Source organism: Caballeronia pedi (genome assembly GCF_001544915.2).
In the GTDB taxonomy this organism is placed as follows: Bacteria; Pseudomonadota; Gammaproteobacteria; order Burkholderiales; family Burkholderiaceae; genus Caballeronia; species Caballeronia pedi.
Window position 1 is genome coordinate 18473 of record NZ_FCOE02000058.1, and the last position, 16535, is coordinate 35007.

Here is a 16535-nt window from a genome sequence, read left to right on the forward strand (position 1 = left end):
CGCCGGGGTCGGCGACCTTTTGGGTCGCTTTTGAGTCGGGAAGGCGCGAATTTCGGGATTATCCCATAACTGTTTCGTCCAATCCGTAGCGCATCGGCTTACGAATACGCCTTCCATTCTCCACACGCCGCTATGCTCGCCGCGCTCCGCTCCGCTTCGATCGACGACGCGCGATCAAGGCCGTGGGGGGCGCGATGTTCCGAAGAGCGCGCGCCAGTGCGCCGCCAGTCGAACGGCTCCGTCCAGCCAGACATTACGTGCAGGTGACCCGCGCGTAGCTGAACGGCGTGCATCGAGTTCGCACAGTATGCGTTCTGGCGTCGTGAACCGGCCAGTCGTCTCGCTCACATAGGTCGGGTAGAGAATCAGGGTCGCCGCGACCAGCATGTCCAGCGAGACAAACCGTTCACGGCGTACGGCGCGATATCGGTCCTCCGTGAGTCCCCAGCCTGCATAAAACGGGAGTCCGTGTGACGTCACCGGCTTTCCGTGCAGAAGCGCTTCAAAGCCGACGAGCGAAGTCATGACGTGCACCGCATCCACCTCGCGAATCACATCGATGATCGAATGGTCGTGAAGCACTTCATCGCACAGACTCGTGCTCTCGTGAAGCGGCACAGCGCCCGGACGCAGGCCCGCGACCACGTCCGGATGAGGCTTGTAGACGATGTAGGCATCCGGCTCCTCACGCCGCACCGCTTCCAGAAAGGCAAGATTGGTCCTGATCCCGATGCCGCCGTAGGTCAGCGACGCGTCGCCCTCGACCTGCCCGGCGACGAGCACGACGCGATTCGCCGACCCCGGACGCCGCCAACGCGTGCCTCCCAGGTTGTATTTGGTCAGGCGTCGGGCAACGATGCTTTCCCGCAAGCGAGCCGCGCGTTCGAGCAGTGCCGGGTCGAACAGCGCGTGAGACAGAATATGCTCGATGCGCGACGACGCTCGCGCGTCATAGTAGACGCCACGATCGTCGAGCACCCAGGACGAAGGCTTGACAAGCGCCGCGCCCAGTCCAACCGAACGTACGAAGCCGTCTTCCACCCGGATGAGCATGCGCCCATCACTGGGCGCACCCGTGTCGACCTCCCGGCTCCCCCAGACAGCCAGCGCCTGCGCGCCGGCCGGAATCTTTCGGGCATGGCGCACGAACTTCACATCGCTGCCGCCGAAGAAGGCTCGGGCAATCGGCTTCTTCCATCGGGAAAATCCGAGCGCGTGAATGGTTTCAGGGAAGCGCGCACGCATTTGTCTCTGCAATGCAATGTGCCCGATCACCGTCTCGACCTCGCAGCGTGCGCCCTGCTCGGGATCTACATAACGTGGGTACGCGACGAGCGCGGCGAACACCAGATCCTCCAACGCGACGACCCTCCGACGCTCAGGCGCGCAAAGCGCGTCAGCGCTCAAACCCCAGCCCGCGTAGAACGGCATGCCGAAGCTGCGCACCGTGCGCCCCCAGAGAAGCGCCTCGAAACCAATCTGCGAGCTGACCGTGTAAACGGATTTCGCGTGCTCGATAAGATCCGGTGCATGAATATGCCGCCCAATGACTTCGACCCGCGACGCAATTCCGGGCGTAAGCGAATCGAAATGTCCGGCTTTGTGGCCCGCAAACACATCCGGGTGAACTTTAAGAATGACTTTGCTGTTCGGATGTTCGTCGAGCGCTGCCTCGAGCATCGCCCTGAAAGTGTCGGATGTCGCGAGTGCACCGTCGATCGATGCGTCACCGTTGGTCTGATCGGCAACGAGCACGTAGTCCCGTTGCGGAATCACGCAGTCTCGAGCATGGTTGTACTTCGAGAGCCGATGCGTACGCCATGCGTCGATCAGTGCACGTGTGCGTTCAAGCGACTCATGTGGACAACCGGTAGCGATGAGCCGTTCAAGCCGAGAACTCTGCCGCGCATCGTAATAGATGCCGAGGTCGTCGATGACAAGCGACAGCCCTTGCGGATCGGTGCCGTCCCCCGCTGATCGCAGGAAACCATCTTCGAGGAGCCAGCAAGGCAGACCGCTCTGCCCCGCCAGCGCCCGCGCGAGTTTCCCGCTGCGCTTGTTGCCCCAGCCCGCAATTGCCGAATACCTTTCCGCGAGGTCGCCCCGGGACCGGCGCAGAACGTCGACAGGCGCGCCAAGATGCGTTTCGATATGCTGACGGCTGGCCATTCCAGCCGAAGTAACAGCGATATTCAGGCGATTATCATTCATCTTTACGGAGCGTGAGCCTTCTTGTGTCGATCAGGCGTGGCCATTGACGTCCACGAACGCCGAACCGGATCTCGGCGCACTTACTTGCTGGTCGGCGCCGTCATCATCGAATGATAGGCAATCGTGCGCGGCCGAGCGACCGACGGTCTTTCCCGAAGACATGCCGCCGTGTGTGCGAAGCGTCACGCCCGACATCTGGCGTGCTGCGAGCACGACATCGTCAGCGGCAAGTGCACTGAACGCGCTCGCTTCGACTTCACGCCACAGGCGCTCGCGTGCGAGTGCCTCGTCGCCCGAACACCACGAGGCGAAAGCGAGCATTCGGGAGGCGTGACGGCGTTCCGGCAACAACGCCGCCAGATGCTCCACCTTGCTCCACGTAGCCACCGCGAGCGGCCAGTCCTCTCGTTGCGTCGCGAGTTCACCGAGGGCTCGCATGATTGCGATATCGCCGGGGGCTTTTTCGACCATGATCGACAGAATGGCTTGCGCCTCGTCCGGTCGTTCATCGGCGCGCAACGCTTCGACAAGCTTCATGGAAGCGTCATTGTGCGCCGCTGCATCGTCTGGTGAAACCAGCGCAAGTACGCTGCGCCAGCGGTCGCACGCATCATTCCATCGGGATTCGGCGGACGCGATGGACGCGAATGCGCGTACCGCCCCCAGATCGGCCGGCCGCTTTGCGATGAGTGCCGAAGCGAGCAGGTCGAGGCCTTCCAGCTCGCCGAGCGATTGCCGCGCGATGACGAGGCCCCGTGCGACGCGGCCGAGTCGCGAACCGCATGGCGTAGCGTCAGCCTTCGCGAATTCATTTTTCGCACTCACGTAGTCGCAGACGGCGAGAGCCAGTTCGGCCGTTTCAAGATGAACGAAAACGTCGTCTGGATAGATTGCTTGTGCCATGCCGAGAATCTGCTTCGCAGTCTCGATCTCGCCAAGCGCACGATGCATTGCGCAAAGAGTCAGCGCGACGTCGAGTTCGTGCGCCGATTCACTGACTTGCATGTCTATCAAGCTATCGACGAACATAGACGATGCTTCGCGTGCTTCTGTCCAGCGAACGGCACTCCACATCTCCTGCTCGTCGGCAAGCGCATCGAATGCAGCCGCGCTGGCCATGCAATGCGGCGCAAGGCGCAACGCTCGCATCCACGACCCTCGTGCCATCATCGAGTCGCCCTGCGCTTCCGAGACCGCCGCCAGCGTCGCCATTGCGCGTCCCGTGCTTTCGGCATCGACATCGGAGTGCACCGAATCGAGCACGGCGAGCGCGAAACGTCGGGCGAGCACGAAATCATTCATCTCGAACGCGACACGGCTCATTTGCCCGAACTCGGGCAGTGCGATGCAATCATCCGTGCCGTCAAGCAGTTGTGTTGCATGCTTGAGCGCGTCGGCGTCACGCTCCGCATGCATCAGCGCGCGAATGAGTTGGTGCCGTGCGTGGACAGACACCTGTGCGTCATTCACGTCTTGCAGGCCCGAAAGGCGCATGACGACCTGGTTCCAGCATTCAACAGCTTCGTCCCAGTTGCCGACCATCGAAGCGACTTCCGCGCATTCGATCGCGGCCGCGATGCCGGTCTGCGACCCCACGTTCGCGCCGTCAAGGACGCCTCGTGCCGCATGTGCGTCGCCGAGCTTGCGCCATGCCTGCGAACCACGCAAAGCGGCCTGCGTGCGTTCCTCCGGGGTGAGCACGCTCATCGCCTCGATGCATGCAGCCCTTTCAATGGCGACGTTCCACTTCTGCGCCGCAACCGCTTGTTCGAGCCCTTCGATGGCCTGCTTCGCTGTGAGCAGAGATGCGACGGCGGGTTTGTCGAGCGCTGCGATCGCCTCATAGGTGCGCGCGCAATTGCGGCCATCGCGCAACGGCAGGAAAGCTTCTGCGCGGGCACGGTATTCGGGTGACATTCTGCACCCGCCCTCGAGAATCGCCGATACCGCATCGAGCACCTCGACACGCTGCCCGCATACCGGTCCGAAACCATCGGCGTCGTAGTCGAAATAGCCCTTCTGATAGGTGTGGCTGCCTGCGAATATTTCCGAGCGATCGAACTGAAAATACGCGATGGGCCGTTGCATAAGCCCGAACTCGAAGGCAACCGATGAGTAGTCCGTGATCATCATCGCCGCGGACTGGAAAACATCCTGGATGCTACCGTCGGTGTGCGATAGGAGTTCAACATTGTCCGGCAGTTCGAACAAACGGCCGTAGGGCTGCACGTTCGCATGAGGATAAAAAACGACGCGATATCCGTGGACGCGTGCCAGGTCGGAAAGCGCGTTGCTTCCAAGCAGTCCGTTCCATTCCTTGAAATACGTGCTCTCCACGAAGTCCCGATTCACTTCCCGGCGAAATGTCCCAGGCACAGCGGCCCCCATCAGAGACTGGCGCCATGTCGGCATGACGAGCAGGATTTTTTGCGGAACAGATGCATGCACAAGTCGGTCATGACGGGGAAATCCAGTCAACACCACTTCGCGAGTCGAAAACTTATAACGCGTTCCTGCATCCGCGATGGAATCGAACTCGCGCGGAGCCGACGTCACAAAGCAATCGATCTCCTTTGTATTGAGCCAGTCGGACAAATCATCCTTGGTGACACCGTGTTGCAGGAACGTCAGCCGATGTTTGAGTCTGGCTCCAAAAGCTTCCACGGGCACAGCATTCACGACATATCGGTCGATATGCGACGAGACCAGATGCACGCAATTCAGCATCAGAAGCTTATGCCGAAGCCCCCCAAACGCGACGAGCCGGAACCCTTCGCGTTTGAGCCGCTTCCAGTCATGCGACGAGCGCGCGAGCAGGAAAAATGAATTGATCTCAGGCCGCGACTTTTTCAGGTACCGATACAAATGCTCGGCGTTATCGTCGGCCTGCACGTCGCGATCCATCAGCGCCCACGCGTCCTGAAACTTCGTCTGCACTGCTGGGAGTCGGGCCAGCCAACCTATGATCCGGGCAGTCAAGCCCTGGCTTCCAGGCGCATTGCGCCGGGCGGCCTCGTAATGCGCGCGAATTTCGGCAATCGCCAGCGATTCATGTTGCTTGCCCTTGAGGGACAGGCGCACGTCCTCGCAATCGAGCATGACTGTCAGTCTGGCGTACTGCCGAAGCGGCAGCCAGACGATCCGTTCCTGCACAAAAGATGCGCCGGCGAACGTGTGACTGCGCGAAGTCGCAAACACCGGAGCGACTTCGACACCGTCGTACCGAAACGATTCGAAGCCCTGCGCCGCAGCGAAATACTTCAGCTTGACAAGTTGACGATCAAAGTCCACACCGTCGACGTAGACAATCTGATAGCTCGGGCGCTCGGCCTTGAACGTCGCCATCATGCCGACTCGATGCATGAACCAGATGCCACCCAGTTCGAACTTGTCGATCGTCTTCGTATCGATATGAGCGAAAATTTCGTGGAGCAACGCGACGAATCGCGCTCGTTGCTCGTCGGTCAGAAACGCCAGCTGGTTATCGTTGTTGACGAGACGCTTGAAGTACCAGATCAGGTGATAGAGCGCCACCCGTTGTACGAATACCGGCACGACACCGGTTCGTTCAGACCAGGCGTACATCAGCGCAATAACGCCATGTTCCAGCACATCTGTGTAGAGACCTTCTTTTTCCCACGCGGTGTCCAACGTGGACGTGCCATCAGAACGCTTGCGGTAATAGTATTTCGAGGCCTGACAGAATATCGATTGCCTTCCTTCCGTGTGCAACAGATAAGTGTTGACAAAGTGGGCGTCCTCGAAATTCGGCTTGATGCGCTCGTCAAATCTAACTTGGTGGCGCGCGATCACTTCCGCGTCGAAAAATGCGGTCGGTGCGGACAATTGAATGTGCGCCGTCGACTTTGAAAAGTCGACGGCCTGTGTGCCTTTGGCGAACCGATACCTGAGCGGATGTGTGTCCGAAATCCGCTTGCCCTGCACAAAATAGAAGATGAAATTACACGAAACCATCGCCGGCGGCTGCTTTGCCGCTGCAATAACCTTGTCGACCTGCTCGAAGTAATCGGGAGAAACGAAGTCATCCGGATCGATGAACGTGACCCAGCCGCCGGTCGCGTGTTCGAGTCCGAGATTCCGAGCCGATGCCTGGCCACCGTTCGCCTTTCGCACATACTTGATGTTGTCTGGATACTTGCGCTGCCACTTCCTGATAATGCGCGCCGAGTCGTCCGGCGAGCCATCGTCCACCATGACGAGTTCGATGCAATCCCGAAAGTCGAGTGTCTGCGCAAACAGACTGCTGAAATACTCATCGAGATACGGCGCGACGTTATACACGGCACTCACCACCGAATATCGCCGCGTGCTTTTCATCGACCCGGCCACCGACGACGTCTTGGGTTGGCCTCGTAGCTCGGCGAACTGGCGCTTGCGATTTTCGATGAAGTCATCGATGAACTTGCCCGGATCGCGGCGAAGTTTGCGAAATTTCTTTCCAAATTTGCTCATGTACGACTCGTGATTGGATGTGCAGCGACACCGGTGATCGACTGCCAAAAAACACCATGTCCCCGATGAGAACTTCGCAGCTTCAATAGCTGCCGAGCAGGAACTTCAGGCGGCGCATCGGGGTGTCGAGCCTGTCGGCATGGCCTGGCCGGTTGTCGAACAAGACCGAATAGCGGTTCACGTCGACGTTGTTGCGCCGGCACATGTCCGACCATGCGCCGATCAGCGACAGATCGAACGTGGCAACCGGTGCGGTCGCGACAGCCGCCGCCGATGGCAACTGGTCCGCGAGTTTCTGCTGGAACCGGCTCGCGTTGCGCGTGCGCGCCTCGTAGTAAATGTCCCGGCGCGTCGAGTGCCAGAGATGAAACGCCACCTGGCCGCGCAGGAGCGAGGGCAAAGCAAGGCGCGCAAGTTGTCCTCGGAACCCGGAGGCTAGAAGCGGGGCGCGAACCGGCGCGTCGATCAGCATTTCGTTCGAGCGAGGAATTGCGTCGTAAAGCCAACCAAGACGAATCAGGAAGTCGAGGTCTTCGTAGCCGTGACCGCTGAAGCCGCTGTCGAACGCGCCCGCACGGCGGTAATCCTCCGTGCGGAAAATCGTTACCGAACTTGGAATCGCCATGTGCAGGAACGGCGCACGGCGAAAGCGCAGATAGTCGTTCAACAGACTTTCTGGCGATACGCGATGGCGAACGAGATCTGACGAACCACGGCGCGACAGATACAGGCAGGGCAGCACCTGAAACGGCCTTTCGTTTGCAAGAACGGACGCACCGACGCTGGCGAGAACATCGCGGTCTACGTATACGTCGGCATCGAGCAACAACGTGAGCGGCGTCTTCACGTGTTCGATGGCTTCGTTGCGCAGTCGCGCCATGTTCACTTCGCCACCATAGAACGTGCCGCTGACCAGCACCGCACCATGATGCGCACAGAGCTTCTTCAGGATGCGATCGCAGATTCCGCCGCGATCATTGTGTCCGATGACAACGTGCAGCCTCTGCGCCCGTGCGCGAGCTAACAGACGGGCGACGCGTCTCAGCAGATTCACGGGCCGGCGCGCGAGGTCGACGGGAACGAGCGCGGTAATCATGGCGACGGCTCCGTCGATTCACGTGCTGCATGTTCTTCGAAGCTAAAACCCAGGTTCGTGAGCACGCGGCGATAGCCTTTGTCCGGTCCGCTCTCCGATACTTCCTTGCCACCAGGCGCGTGCGAGCGCAAGGGCGCATCGAGCGAATGCTGTTTGATCGCGAGCGCCAGCGGACCTGCCTTCAGTGCCTGCGGATCGCAGACCTGGCTGAGCGGAATCGGCTTCAGCGCTTTAATCGCGGCCGGTTCGACCGCCGGGACGTAGCTGAAGGTTGCGGATCCGCCGCCGTCGAGATTGATAGCGTCGGTCACACCGCACGCTCGCATCACGCCCGCAAGCCCTTTGAGCGACAGCCCCTTCGAATCCGGCCGGCGTCCCTCGACCATGACGACCACCAGACGTCCCGTGTCACGCCGGATGCCCACTGCCATGCGCGGATCGAGATCGAGCGTCGGGTTCACATGAGCCTCGTCGACGAGCAACTCCCGATGCACGACCGCGCCGTCATTTCCGCGAATCCAGTCGCCCGACACGATCACATCGAAGCGGCTCGCATCCACTTGATCCGCGTAGCCGATTGCCGGCGCGCCTTTCCTTGTGAGCGCGAGCACGGCCGGCGCATGACCCGGCAACGGCGGCAGGCTGGCTTGAAAACCGTAGGCCTTGTATGGATACGTTGCGAGCTGGCACTCGGGAACGTCGTGCGGGGGCATGTAGAAGAATCCGGCGTTGATCGCGAGCGTTGCCCGGGTCCTCGCTTGCCACGCGAGCGTCGTCTCGCGATGAAGCGGAGCGCGTGCATCGCAATTTGCCTTGTCCGGCCCGGTCGCGACCGGCACGAAGTCCGCCGCCATCTCGACGACAGCGACATACCCCTTCACCGGCACCGGTCCTTCGCCGATGTCATAGGTGCCTTCCAGCGTCCCCAAACCAAGCCCGCCCGCGCACGCCAGCGCGGGAAACATTGCACAGCACGCGGCCGCGATCCACCTTGCCCACTGCATCTCGTTTCCTCGCTCGTTGCTGGATAAATCTCGCGTACTTGCCATGGCGACTGCGCGACGCGCTTACAACCCGAGCGCCACCTTTGCGCTGATTGCAATCTGATAGAGAATTTGCGCAATGTCCTTTACGAACTGACGCGTCTTGAAGTCGACCTTCGGCAGGACGATGATCTGGTCACCCGGCTTTACCGCCTTGTCGCGGCGCGCGTCTGCGAATGTGCCGTCCAGATGAGAAATGATCACGCGAGAACCATCCGCATCCTGCGAGAAACCACCGGCTTGCGCGATATAGTCGTCCACGGAAAAGTGATCATTGGCCGCAATGGTATTGGGGAACAGTACCTCGCCGCCCACGAGCACGAGACCGTCCTTCGCCGGGACCCGTAGCACATCGCCGTTTTCCAGCAGCAGGTTGTCGCGCACCTCGCCCTTGCCGATCACGGTTTGTCCCGTCGGCTGAATCTTGCGGGCGCGATCGACCCATTGCAGCGCGAGCGCCGCTTCGTCCTTGCGCAAGCGTGCCTCTTCCTCCGTGCCGGAGCGCGCGGTCAATACAGCCGCTTCGAGATGCTGAAGCTCGGAGTCGAGCAACTGCTTCTGACGCTGCCTCACGCTCATGCGGAAAAGCTGCACGTCGTCTGTCGCGGATCTTTCAGTCATCTGAACTTGCGACAACAGCGAACCCAGGCGCGCGCCATAGGGCAGCACGTACTCCTGCTGACCGCGATGCTCGCCCTCCACCCGTACCGTGATCGTGCCGGGCTGTTTGTCGGCAGTGAATTCGATCTGATCGCCGTTGTGCAGCAAGACAGAAGGGCCATCGGCGAGCGGAAAGTAGTCGACATTGACCGTCGTGCCGGCGTTGCGCGTCACTCGCACGTGCGTGGCCGCTGCATCCGGCTTGGCGGCCGATGCAATCTGCGTGAGTGTGGTCGAAGGCCCGGTAAATTCGAAGCGGCGTGCGCTCGAGGCGAGTCCCGTCACACTGACAGTGCTGTGACGCGGCCCGACGAAGATCACGTCGCCATCGGCCAATGGCGGCGAGCCGAGATCGCCGCGCAACAGGAAGTCATACAGATTGAACGTGCCGCGCACGACGCTGCCACGCTTGACTTGCACATCGAGAAAGGAACCTCGATCCGGATCGATGCCGCCCGCTTCGTCGAGATATCGAAGTAGCGTATCGCTAGACGTCCCGTCATACATGCCCGGATGTCGCACGAAACCCGCGACGTATACGCGCACCGGTTGCGCCGCCTGAAGGTCCACGTAGATGGAAACGCGGCCGCTGAACACACGGCGCAGCGCGCTCGTGACGGCCGCCTGCAAGTCGCGGTTGGACACGCCAACGACTCGCAGAGGGCCTGCGTGCGGCAGAAAGATCGAACCTTGGGAATCGACCGTCAGCACCGCGTCGAAGTCGAAGCCGCCCCACATGCGCAACCGGATACGATCGCCTATGGAGATCGAGTAATCGCCGTTGAAGGTGACGGACTTGCCGCGCGCAAACGCACCCGTGAAAAGTTGCGCGCCGAACACGTCGCTGGCAGCGTTCGCGGCGTAATCCTCGCGCTGCGTCAGCGTCAGGATGGGCGTCGCGTTATCAGGCAATGCAGGATCGCTGGGTGCGGCGCGCGGATCGTCGAACAGCGGTCGGCCGCTCATCGAAGCATTCGGGCCGCCGAACAGGCCATCTGTCGTCGCGCTCGGCACCGCGTTACCGATGCCACGGCTGAAACCGTCGGCAAGATTCGATGCAGTCGTCGCCGACGTGCGCTGCCCGTAGACAGACTGCAACGCGATGCCGGTTCCAGCCGGCGCATCGGCACGCGCGGCAAACGCGCTTACCGCAACCGACGACAACACACCTACCGCAATGACACGAAACATGACTTCAATCCTGATGGTCGCGAATGATCGCGCCGAGCAAAAAGATGACACCCGCGATCAACACCGACACCACCGCGAACACAATGACGTTGTATAACCGCCGCGGCTCAAGCGACTCCTGCGGCAGGTTGGCAGACTGGAGAATGGAGACGCTCTTGATCTTGCGCGTAGCCTCGACACGCGCCTTTTCGAGCGCGGCGAGCGCTGTCTTGTAGACGTCCTCCATAAAGACAGCCTCCGCCTGAAGTCGTTCTTGCCGTTCAACGAGCGCGTTGAGCGGATCGCCCTTACGCGATGCTAGACGGCCCTGCTCGGTTGCAATCTGGCGCTGAATGGCGGCGACCTGCGTGTCGATCTCGATCATGTCCGGCGCATTGGCCGTGAGATAGCCCTCCATCGCGTGCTTCTTCGCTGTGAGATCGGCGCGTTCGGCCTCCAGACGCGCGACAACTTCCGACACGCTCTGGACCGTCGCCCTCGGCGACACGAGCCCATTGCGGTTCTGAAATTCAAGCAATTTTTGACGCGCCGCCGTCATGCGGTCGCGAATCGTCACCAGTTGCTTTTCGATGAACGAGACCTGTTCTCCCGCTAGCTGGTTGTCCTCACGATTCATGTCGGCCTCGCCCTCGCTGACGAGTGCCTGCGCGAGCGCCTGCGCCATTTGAGGGGTATAACCTTGCGCGCGCACGACGAGTAGTTGACTGTAGTCGTCGTATGTAGCCGTCACGCGCAAAAGGTAATACTGGTAGAAGCGCTCATCGGAGGCATCGCGGTCCCAAAGACGCGAGAAGAGATCGTGTCGGGAGTCGCTGAAGTGCTCTCGCAGGTGAAGTTTCTTATCCAGCCGTCGCATCATGTCGAGCGACAGCAGCCGGTCCTTGAAAAGGAGCAGATCTCGCGATTCGTTCGAACCCGATATGACCGAAAGCAAGTCGCCCGAGGGCCCACGCGCAACCGAGTCCGTACGCTGCACGACGACGTGCATCTCTGCTACGTAACGGTCCGACGCGATGCACCCCCAGTAAGCGGATGCGCCGAGGATAGCAACCAGCACGAGCAGTTTCAGCCAGTGGCGCCGCCAAGTGCGCAACCGTGCTGTCGCGCGCGGAAACGTCTGCGTCGCGCGCAGCAGTACATCGGAAGGGTAGTACTTCATCTAACGATACTTTCTTTATAACGGCCAAGAGCCTCGTCGAGATCCTCGAACCATTGCACCTGACCTTGGTTCACCCAGATGGCGCTGTCACAGAAATTTTTGAGTGTGGACTCGTCATGCGAAACCATCACGAGACCAGCGCGCGATGCAAGATCGCGAAATGCGTCGCGCGATTTCTTGCGGAACGCCGCGTCTCCGACCGACGTAAGTTCGTCGACGAGATACAGGTCGAAATCGAATGCGAGCGACACGGCAAACGCCAGGCGGGATCGCATGCCGGAGGACATCGCCTTCACCGGCTTTTCGATGCCCGCTCCCAGCTCCGAAAACTCTCGCACGAACGCAAGCTTCTCCGGCAACTGGCTCTCGGGCACTCCGTGAAGCCGCGCAATGAATTTCGCGTTCTGAGTGCCTGACAAAGAACCTTGGAAGCCGCCGGATAGCCCGAGCGGCCAGGACACCCGGCAAGTCCGCCTGATCGTGCCGCGCGTCGGACGGTCCATTCCGCCAAGAAGATTGAGCAGAGTCGTTTTGCCGGCTCCATTCCGGCCAATGACTGCGAGCTTCGCGTGGCTCGGAATCTCGAGGTTCACACCGTTGAGCACCAGTTCGCTGCCGTGATGACTGCGATAACGCTTCACCAGATCCTTGACGACGATCATCTCTCCACCAGCTTCCGGCCGAATCGCGCATGCAGAAACAAACCTGTGACCACGAGGACGAGCGACCAGATCCCAAGATAGGCTGGATTTACGAGATCAGGCTCGTGATAAGCCTCGAAGAAGCCGCCTCGAATCATTTCTATGCCGCTCACGATGGGGTTCATGAAGAACAGCGGACGAATGGAGGCCGGGATCCACGATGACGGATAGAGCGTCGCTGACATGTAGTAGATAGGTCCGAAGGACATCTTGACGATCTGTCCCATCTCTGGAACGAGCTTCGCGCCGGCCGAGAAGGTCAAGGCCAGTCCGAGACCGAACGACCACAGCATGAAGAACGCACCCAGCACTCTCAATGGATCGCTCATGGAGATATCGGCGCCGAAGAGGCTGCAACCCGCAATCAGCAAAGCGCAGATCAGCAGATAGAGAAACCCCTCGAGAAACGCGCGAGCCAATACCGTATCGATCGCCTTGATCTGCCGATACGAAAACAACGCCATGTTCGCCGAGATCGCGTCCATGCCACGCATGGCGACGCTGCGCATCATGAAGAACGACAGCACGCCGACTCCGATGAACAGCGGCGCGTTGATACCCGGAATCAGGTGATGCTGAATGAGCCCATGCCACAGCATCAGGAAAACCACGTGTTCGGCTGGCTCAAGCAAGAGCCAGATCCACGCCCCGCGTTCCAGGGAAATTCGCGTGACTGCTTCGCGCAAGACGAGTGCATAAAGCACCGACCGCATCACGCTCAAGGAGGAGCGCGGCGATCTGAACTGCGCGCTGTCAGGCATCGCTTGTTGATTCGAATGCGGCGAACTTCAGCCGCGTAGGGGCCGTTACGGCCGCGCGCCGCGACCATCTGGACGCGAGAACGCTCGCCGGAATATCGAAATGGGGCAAGCGGCCCGATGCTTCAATTGCGTGCTGCACTTGGATACCGATCACTGAATTGGAGCGACTGCGCGGAGCACTCGCCAAGTCCCGGAAGCACACTTCCGTTACACATGTATGAAAACTCAAAGCGCGCAGAATATATCTCAGATCGTAAACATTCACTTACAAATTTTGTATCCTTTCGGTCAGCTTTATCTTTTTTGCAACACTCCCTACAAACCTTCCGGTAAAGACTTAACATGCGGCCGCATTGCGCGCGATTCGAAGGTGAGCGGGGAGCATCACCGTTTCGTGCAGGTCCAGGATGAGAAGCCGAACTGATGCAGGCGCGGGATCATGCGTCCAGGCGTTCGCACTACCGCAAGAAAGGTCCATAACCTCGGATCATGAACAGCCACACGCGATATCGAAGGCTTGACCAACTGAGCCGATACGAGAACCTCCTACTACTCCAAGGTCCGAACGGCCCGTTCTTTCGTCGGCTCGCTCTTCGCCTGACCGCGCTGGGCGCGAGGATCACCAAAGTCAACTTCAACGGTGGGGATTCAATCTTTTACAGGGATGATTCCGCGGTCCACTACCGTGGCACCAACGAAGAATGGCCAGCGTTTGTCCGCCATCTGATCTTCGAGCGAGAGATCAAAGCCGTCATTCTGTTCGGTCAATGGCGTGCAATGCACCAGACAGCCATTAGCATTGCGCGTGAGCTTGGCGTGAAGATTTTCGTATTCGAAGAGGGTTATGCGCGTCCGTGGTGGATCACGCTCGAGGAAGGCGGCGTGAACGACGCTTCCGCTCTCACCACTGTCATCCCGAAGACGCTTCCAGTCTTTCCGCAGATCGCACGGCCCGAGCGGTTCCGTTTCGCCTTCAGCCGAATGGCGCTGTATTCGCTCACCTACTTCGCGTTCGGAACTCTGGCGCGAAAGCGGTATCCGCACTACGAGCATCACAAACCTTTTCGGCCGCGCGACACGCTGCTGTGGGTGCGGTCCGCCTACCTCAAGGCAAAGCACCATTTCGGAGAAAAGCGCACGCTTGGCTCGCTACTGGATCCCTACGGGCCCGACTTTTTTCTAGTCCCTCTTCAGATCAACACGGATGCTCAAATCGTTCATGCGAGCAACTGGACTGGGAATGGCGAATTCATCGAGGCGACGATCCGCTCGTTTGCGCAACACGCTGCATCTACGGACATGCTCGTGTTCAAGCACCACCCGCTCGAGCGCGGACACGCGGACTACGCCTCGTTGATTCGAGCGGTCGCAGCGGATGAAAGCGTCGCGCAACGCGTGCTCTATGTCCAGGGCGGTCACGTGCCGTCGCTCCTCAAGCGCAGCAAGGGCGTAGTGACTGTCAACTCGACAGCGGGCCTGCAGGCGCTCTATCACGGAACACCGGTCTGTGTGACAGGAACGGCGTTTTACGCGCGACCGGCACTCGTCCACGAGTTCGAACCCGACAAATTCTGGCAAGCGCCAATCGAACCAAATCGATCGAGCTTCACGCGCTTCTACCGCTATATGATGCATACGACGCAGATCAACGCTTCGTTCTACGCTTCGGACGATCTCGTTCCGTCGGGGCTTGTTCGACGAACAATGCGAGTTGCAACAAAGCTTGCAGGATCTGCTGCAGTGCTGGCTGTCTTCGATTCTGGCGGCGCATTTGCCACGACGAAATTGTTTGCGACATGGTTCATGCGCGTGCTCCAGACGCTTAACTAGTCTGGACTTGACCAACGCGATGAGCTTTGCGCGCGGGATCGAACGTCGCTCGCGCCTTTTGATGGTCCAGCCTACAAGGATGGCGACCTCTGGTTGCCCCCTCCCCCACCGCTTCTCCTCGCCGCATCCACCAGCGCACGAATCGCCCAGCGCTTCACCTTGCGCGTGCGCGCATCGTCGAGTTGCAGCACGTCCTTGCAGACCAGCATCGCCTCGGTGCCGATCACGAGCGCGAGCGCCTGAGTCAGCGTGTCGAGCGCCGCCGGTCTGAACTGATCGTGCGCGGACTCCAGCGCCGCCTCGATCAGCGGCGTGCGGCGATTCTGTCGCAACGGCACGTCGACTCCGGCTTCGCCCTTCGCCACGCGCTCCAGCGAATGCGCGAGCATCATGCGCAGCGGCACTTCATTGGCGAGAATCATGTCGTGAAGCGCAGCATCGACCCGCAGCAAACGCGCGACCGGATCAGCCGATGCGCGTGCAGAAAAGAGCGTGCCGGCATCCGGCGTGTCGACATCGAGCGATGCTTCCAGCAGAAGCGCATCGACACTCGGGAAATGCCGATACGCCGTCGCGCGCGACACCATCGCTTCGGCAGCGACCTCCTCCAGACTCGGCTTGTGCCCCTGCTTCATGAGCCGCGATGCCGCCTGCAGCAGATCCTTGCGCGTGCGCTGCTTCTGATTGCCGCGCGTTCTCGTTGCCGGATCTGCCATGTCAGGCCTGCGGCAACTGACCGATGATCGCCGCGAGATCGACCCATACGTTCTCTCGCCTGATCTGCCCGCCCTCGCTGAACTCGACGACATGCAGCATGCGGAATTCCAGCGGACGCCCACAGCCTTCGAGACCGAACGGCCTGCCCGGCGCCTTGCCGCGCCATAACGATTCATCGATGACGAAGCCATCGCCATAAAGACGGCGCAAGCATTCGACCCGGCTTTCCGACAGATCGGCGAACAGCGCTTCGTAGAACGGCCGCGCGCCCTCGCGTCCATGCGCCGGACCTGCCGGCCAGCCGACGACATCGTGCTCGACATCCTTCGTAAGCGTCGCGAGCACGCCTTCGACATCATCGCGGCGCTCGAAGCCGAAGTGCTCGTCGATCTTCCGGTCCATCTCTACTGAAGTCAGCGTCATGATTGCCTCCTTGCGCAAGTCACGCTTTCCGATTCATTTTAGTGAGACGACAGTCTCATTACAAGATCGAAATATCGGTACCCGAGGCTAATGCTTAGCTATGCAATCACTTCACTTCGGGTGAATTCTTACGGATAAAAAAAATGGCGCAGTCTCTTTCGAGGCTGCGCCATTTCTTCTTTCGATCAGGGTATCAGACAGCCCGTCGCACCATCAATTCCTTGATCTTGCCGATCGCCTTGGTCGGATTGAGCCCCTTGGGGCACACGT

The 16535-nt window shown here is 60.1% G+C and carries 11 protein-coding genes and 1 pseudogene; 1 reads left to right on the plus strand and 11 read right to left on the minus strand.

Features of this window, described 5'->3' with window-relative positions:
• Positions 1-174: 174 nt before the first annotated feature.
• The 8 genes from AWB80_RS39445 to AWB80_RS39480 all read right to left on the minus strand — a co-directional run bounded on the left by AWB80_RS39445 (position 175) and on the right by AWB80_RS39480 (position 13295).
• Positions 175-2211: a capsular polysaccharide biosynthesis protein gene (locus AWB80_RS39445; RefSeq protein WP_096032002.1), complete on the minus strand. Its 2037-nt coding sequence runs from the start codon at positions 2209-2211 to the stop codon at positions 175-177.
• Positions 2212-2241: 30 nt separating this feature from the next.
• Entirely contained in the window at positions 2242-6684 is a 4443-nt protein-coding gene (locus AWB80_RS39450) for a CDP-glycerol glycerophosphotransferase family protein (RefSeq protein ID WP_061180034.1), read from the minus strand.
• Between the two features lie 82 nt (positions 6685-6766).
• On the minus strand, positions 6767-7780 hold the full coding sequence (locus AWB80_RS39455; protein WP_061180035.1) for a hypothetical protein: 1014 nt from the start codon (positions 7778-7780) through the stop codon (positions 6767-6769).
• Positions 7777-8784 carry a phosphodiester glycosidase family protein gene (locus AWB80_RS39460; RefSeq protein ID WP_160147520.1) on the minus strand — a complete coding sequence of 336 codons (1008 nt, stop codon included), beginning with the start codon at positions 8782-8784 and terminating at the stop codon, positions 7777-7779. The genes AWB80_RS39455 and AWB80_RS39460 overlap by 4 nt, the downstream gene beginning before the upstream one ends.
• A gap of 63 nt (positions 8785-8847) precedes the next feature.
• Entirely contained in the window at positions 8848-10674 is a 1827-nt protein-coding gene (locus tag AWB80_RS39465; RefSeq protein WP_244207006.1) for a polysaccharide biosynthesis/export family protein, read from the minus strand.
• A 4-nt stretch (positions 10675-10678) separates the two neighbouring features.
• On the minus strand, positions 10679-11833 hold the full coding sequence (locus AWB80_RS39470; protein WP_244207007.1) for a KpsE/RkpR family capsule polysaccharide export protein: 1155 nt from the start codon (positions 11831-11833) through the stop codon (positions 10679-10681).
• Complete coding sequence (locus AWB80_RS39475; RefSeq protein WP_061180037.1) at positions 11830-12495, minus strand: ABC transporter ATP-binding protein; 666 nt, start codon at positions 12493-12495, stop codon at positions 11830-11832. The genes AWB80_RS39470 and AWB80_RS39475 overlap by 4 nt, the downstream gene beginning before the upstream one ends.
• Positions 12492-13295, minus strand: a complete 804-nt coding sequence (locus AWB80_RS39480) for an ABC transporter permease (RefSeq protein WP_244207009.1) — start codon at positions 13293-13295, stop codon at positions 12492-12494. Before AWB80_RS39480 ends, AWB80_RS39475 begins: the two co-directional genes overlap by 4 nt.
• 489 nt (positions 13296-13784) lie before the next feature.
• On the opposite strand from AWB80_RS39480, the gene AWB80_RS39485 reads away from it, so the two are divergent.
• On the plus strand, positions 13785-15125 hold the full coding sequence (locus AWB80_RS39485) for a capsule biosynthesis protein (protein WP_061180038.1): 1341 nt from the start codon (positions 13785-13787) through the stop codon (positions 15123-15125).
• Positions 15126-15196: 71 nt separating this feature from the next.
• Here the strand turns inward: AWB80_RS39485 and AWB80_RS39490 are convergent, their stop codons facing one another.
• The 3 genes and pseudogenes from AWB80_RS39490 to sdhB all read right to left on the minus strand — a co-directional run.
• Positions 15197-15841 carry a TetR/AcrR family transcriptional regulator gene (locus AWB80_RS39490; protein ID WP_061180039.1) on the minus strand — a complete coding sequence of 215 codons (645 nt, stop codon included), beginning with the start codon at positions 15839-15841 and terminating at the stop codon, positions 15197-15199.
• Between the two features lies 1 nt (position 15842).
• Complete coding sequence (locus AWB80_RS39495) at positions 15843-16265, minus strand: ester cyclase (RefSeq protein ID WP_061180040.1); 423 nt, start codon at positions 16263-16265, stop codon at positions 15843-15845.
• 193 nt (positions 16266-16458) lie between these two features.
• Positions 16459-16535, minus strand: a pseudogene (gene sdhB, locus AWB80_RS43730) (succinate dehydrogenase iron-sulfur subunit); the annotation flags it as partial.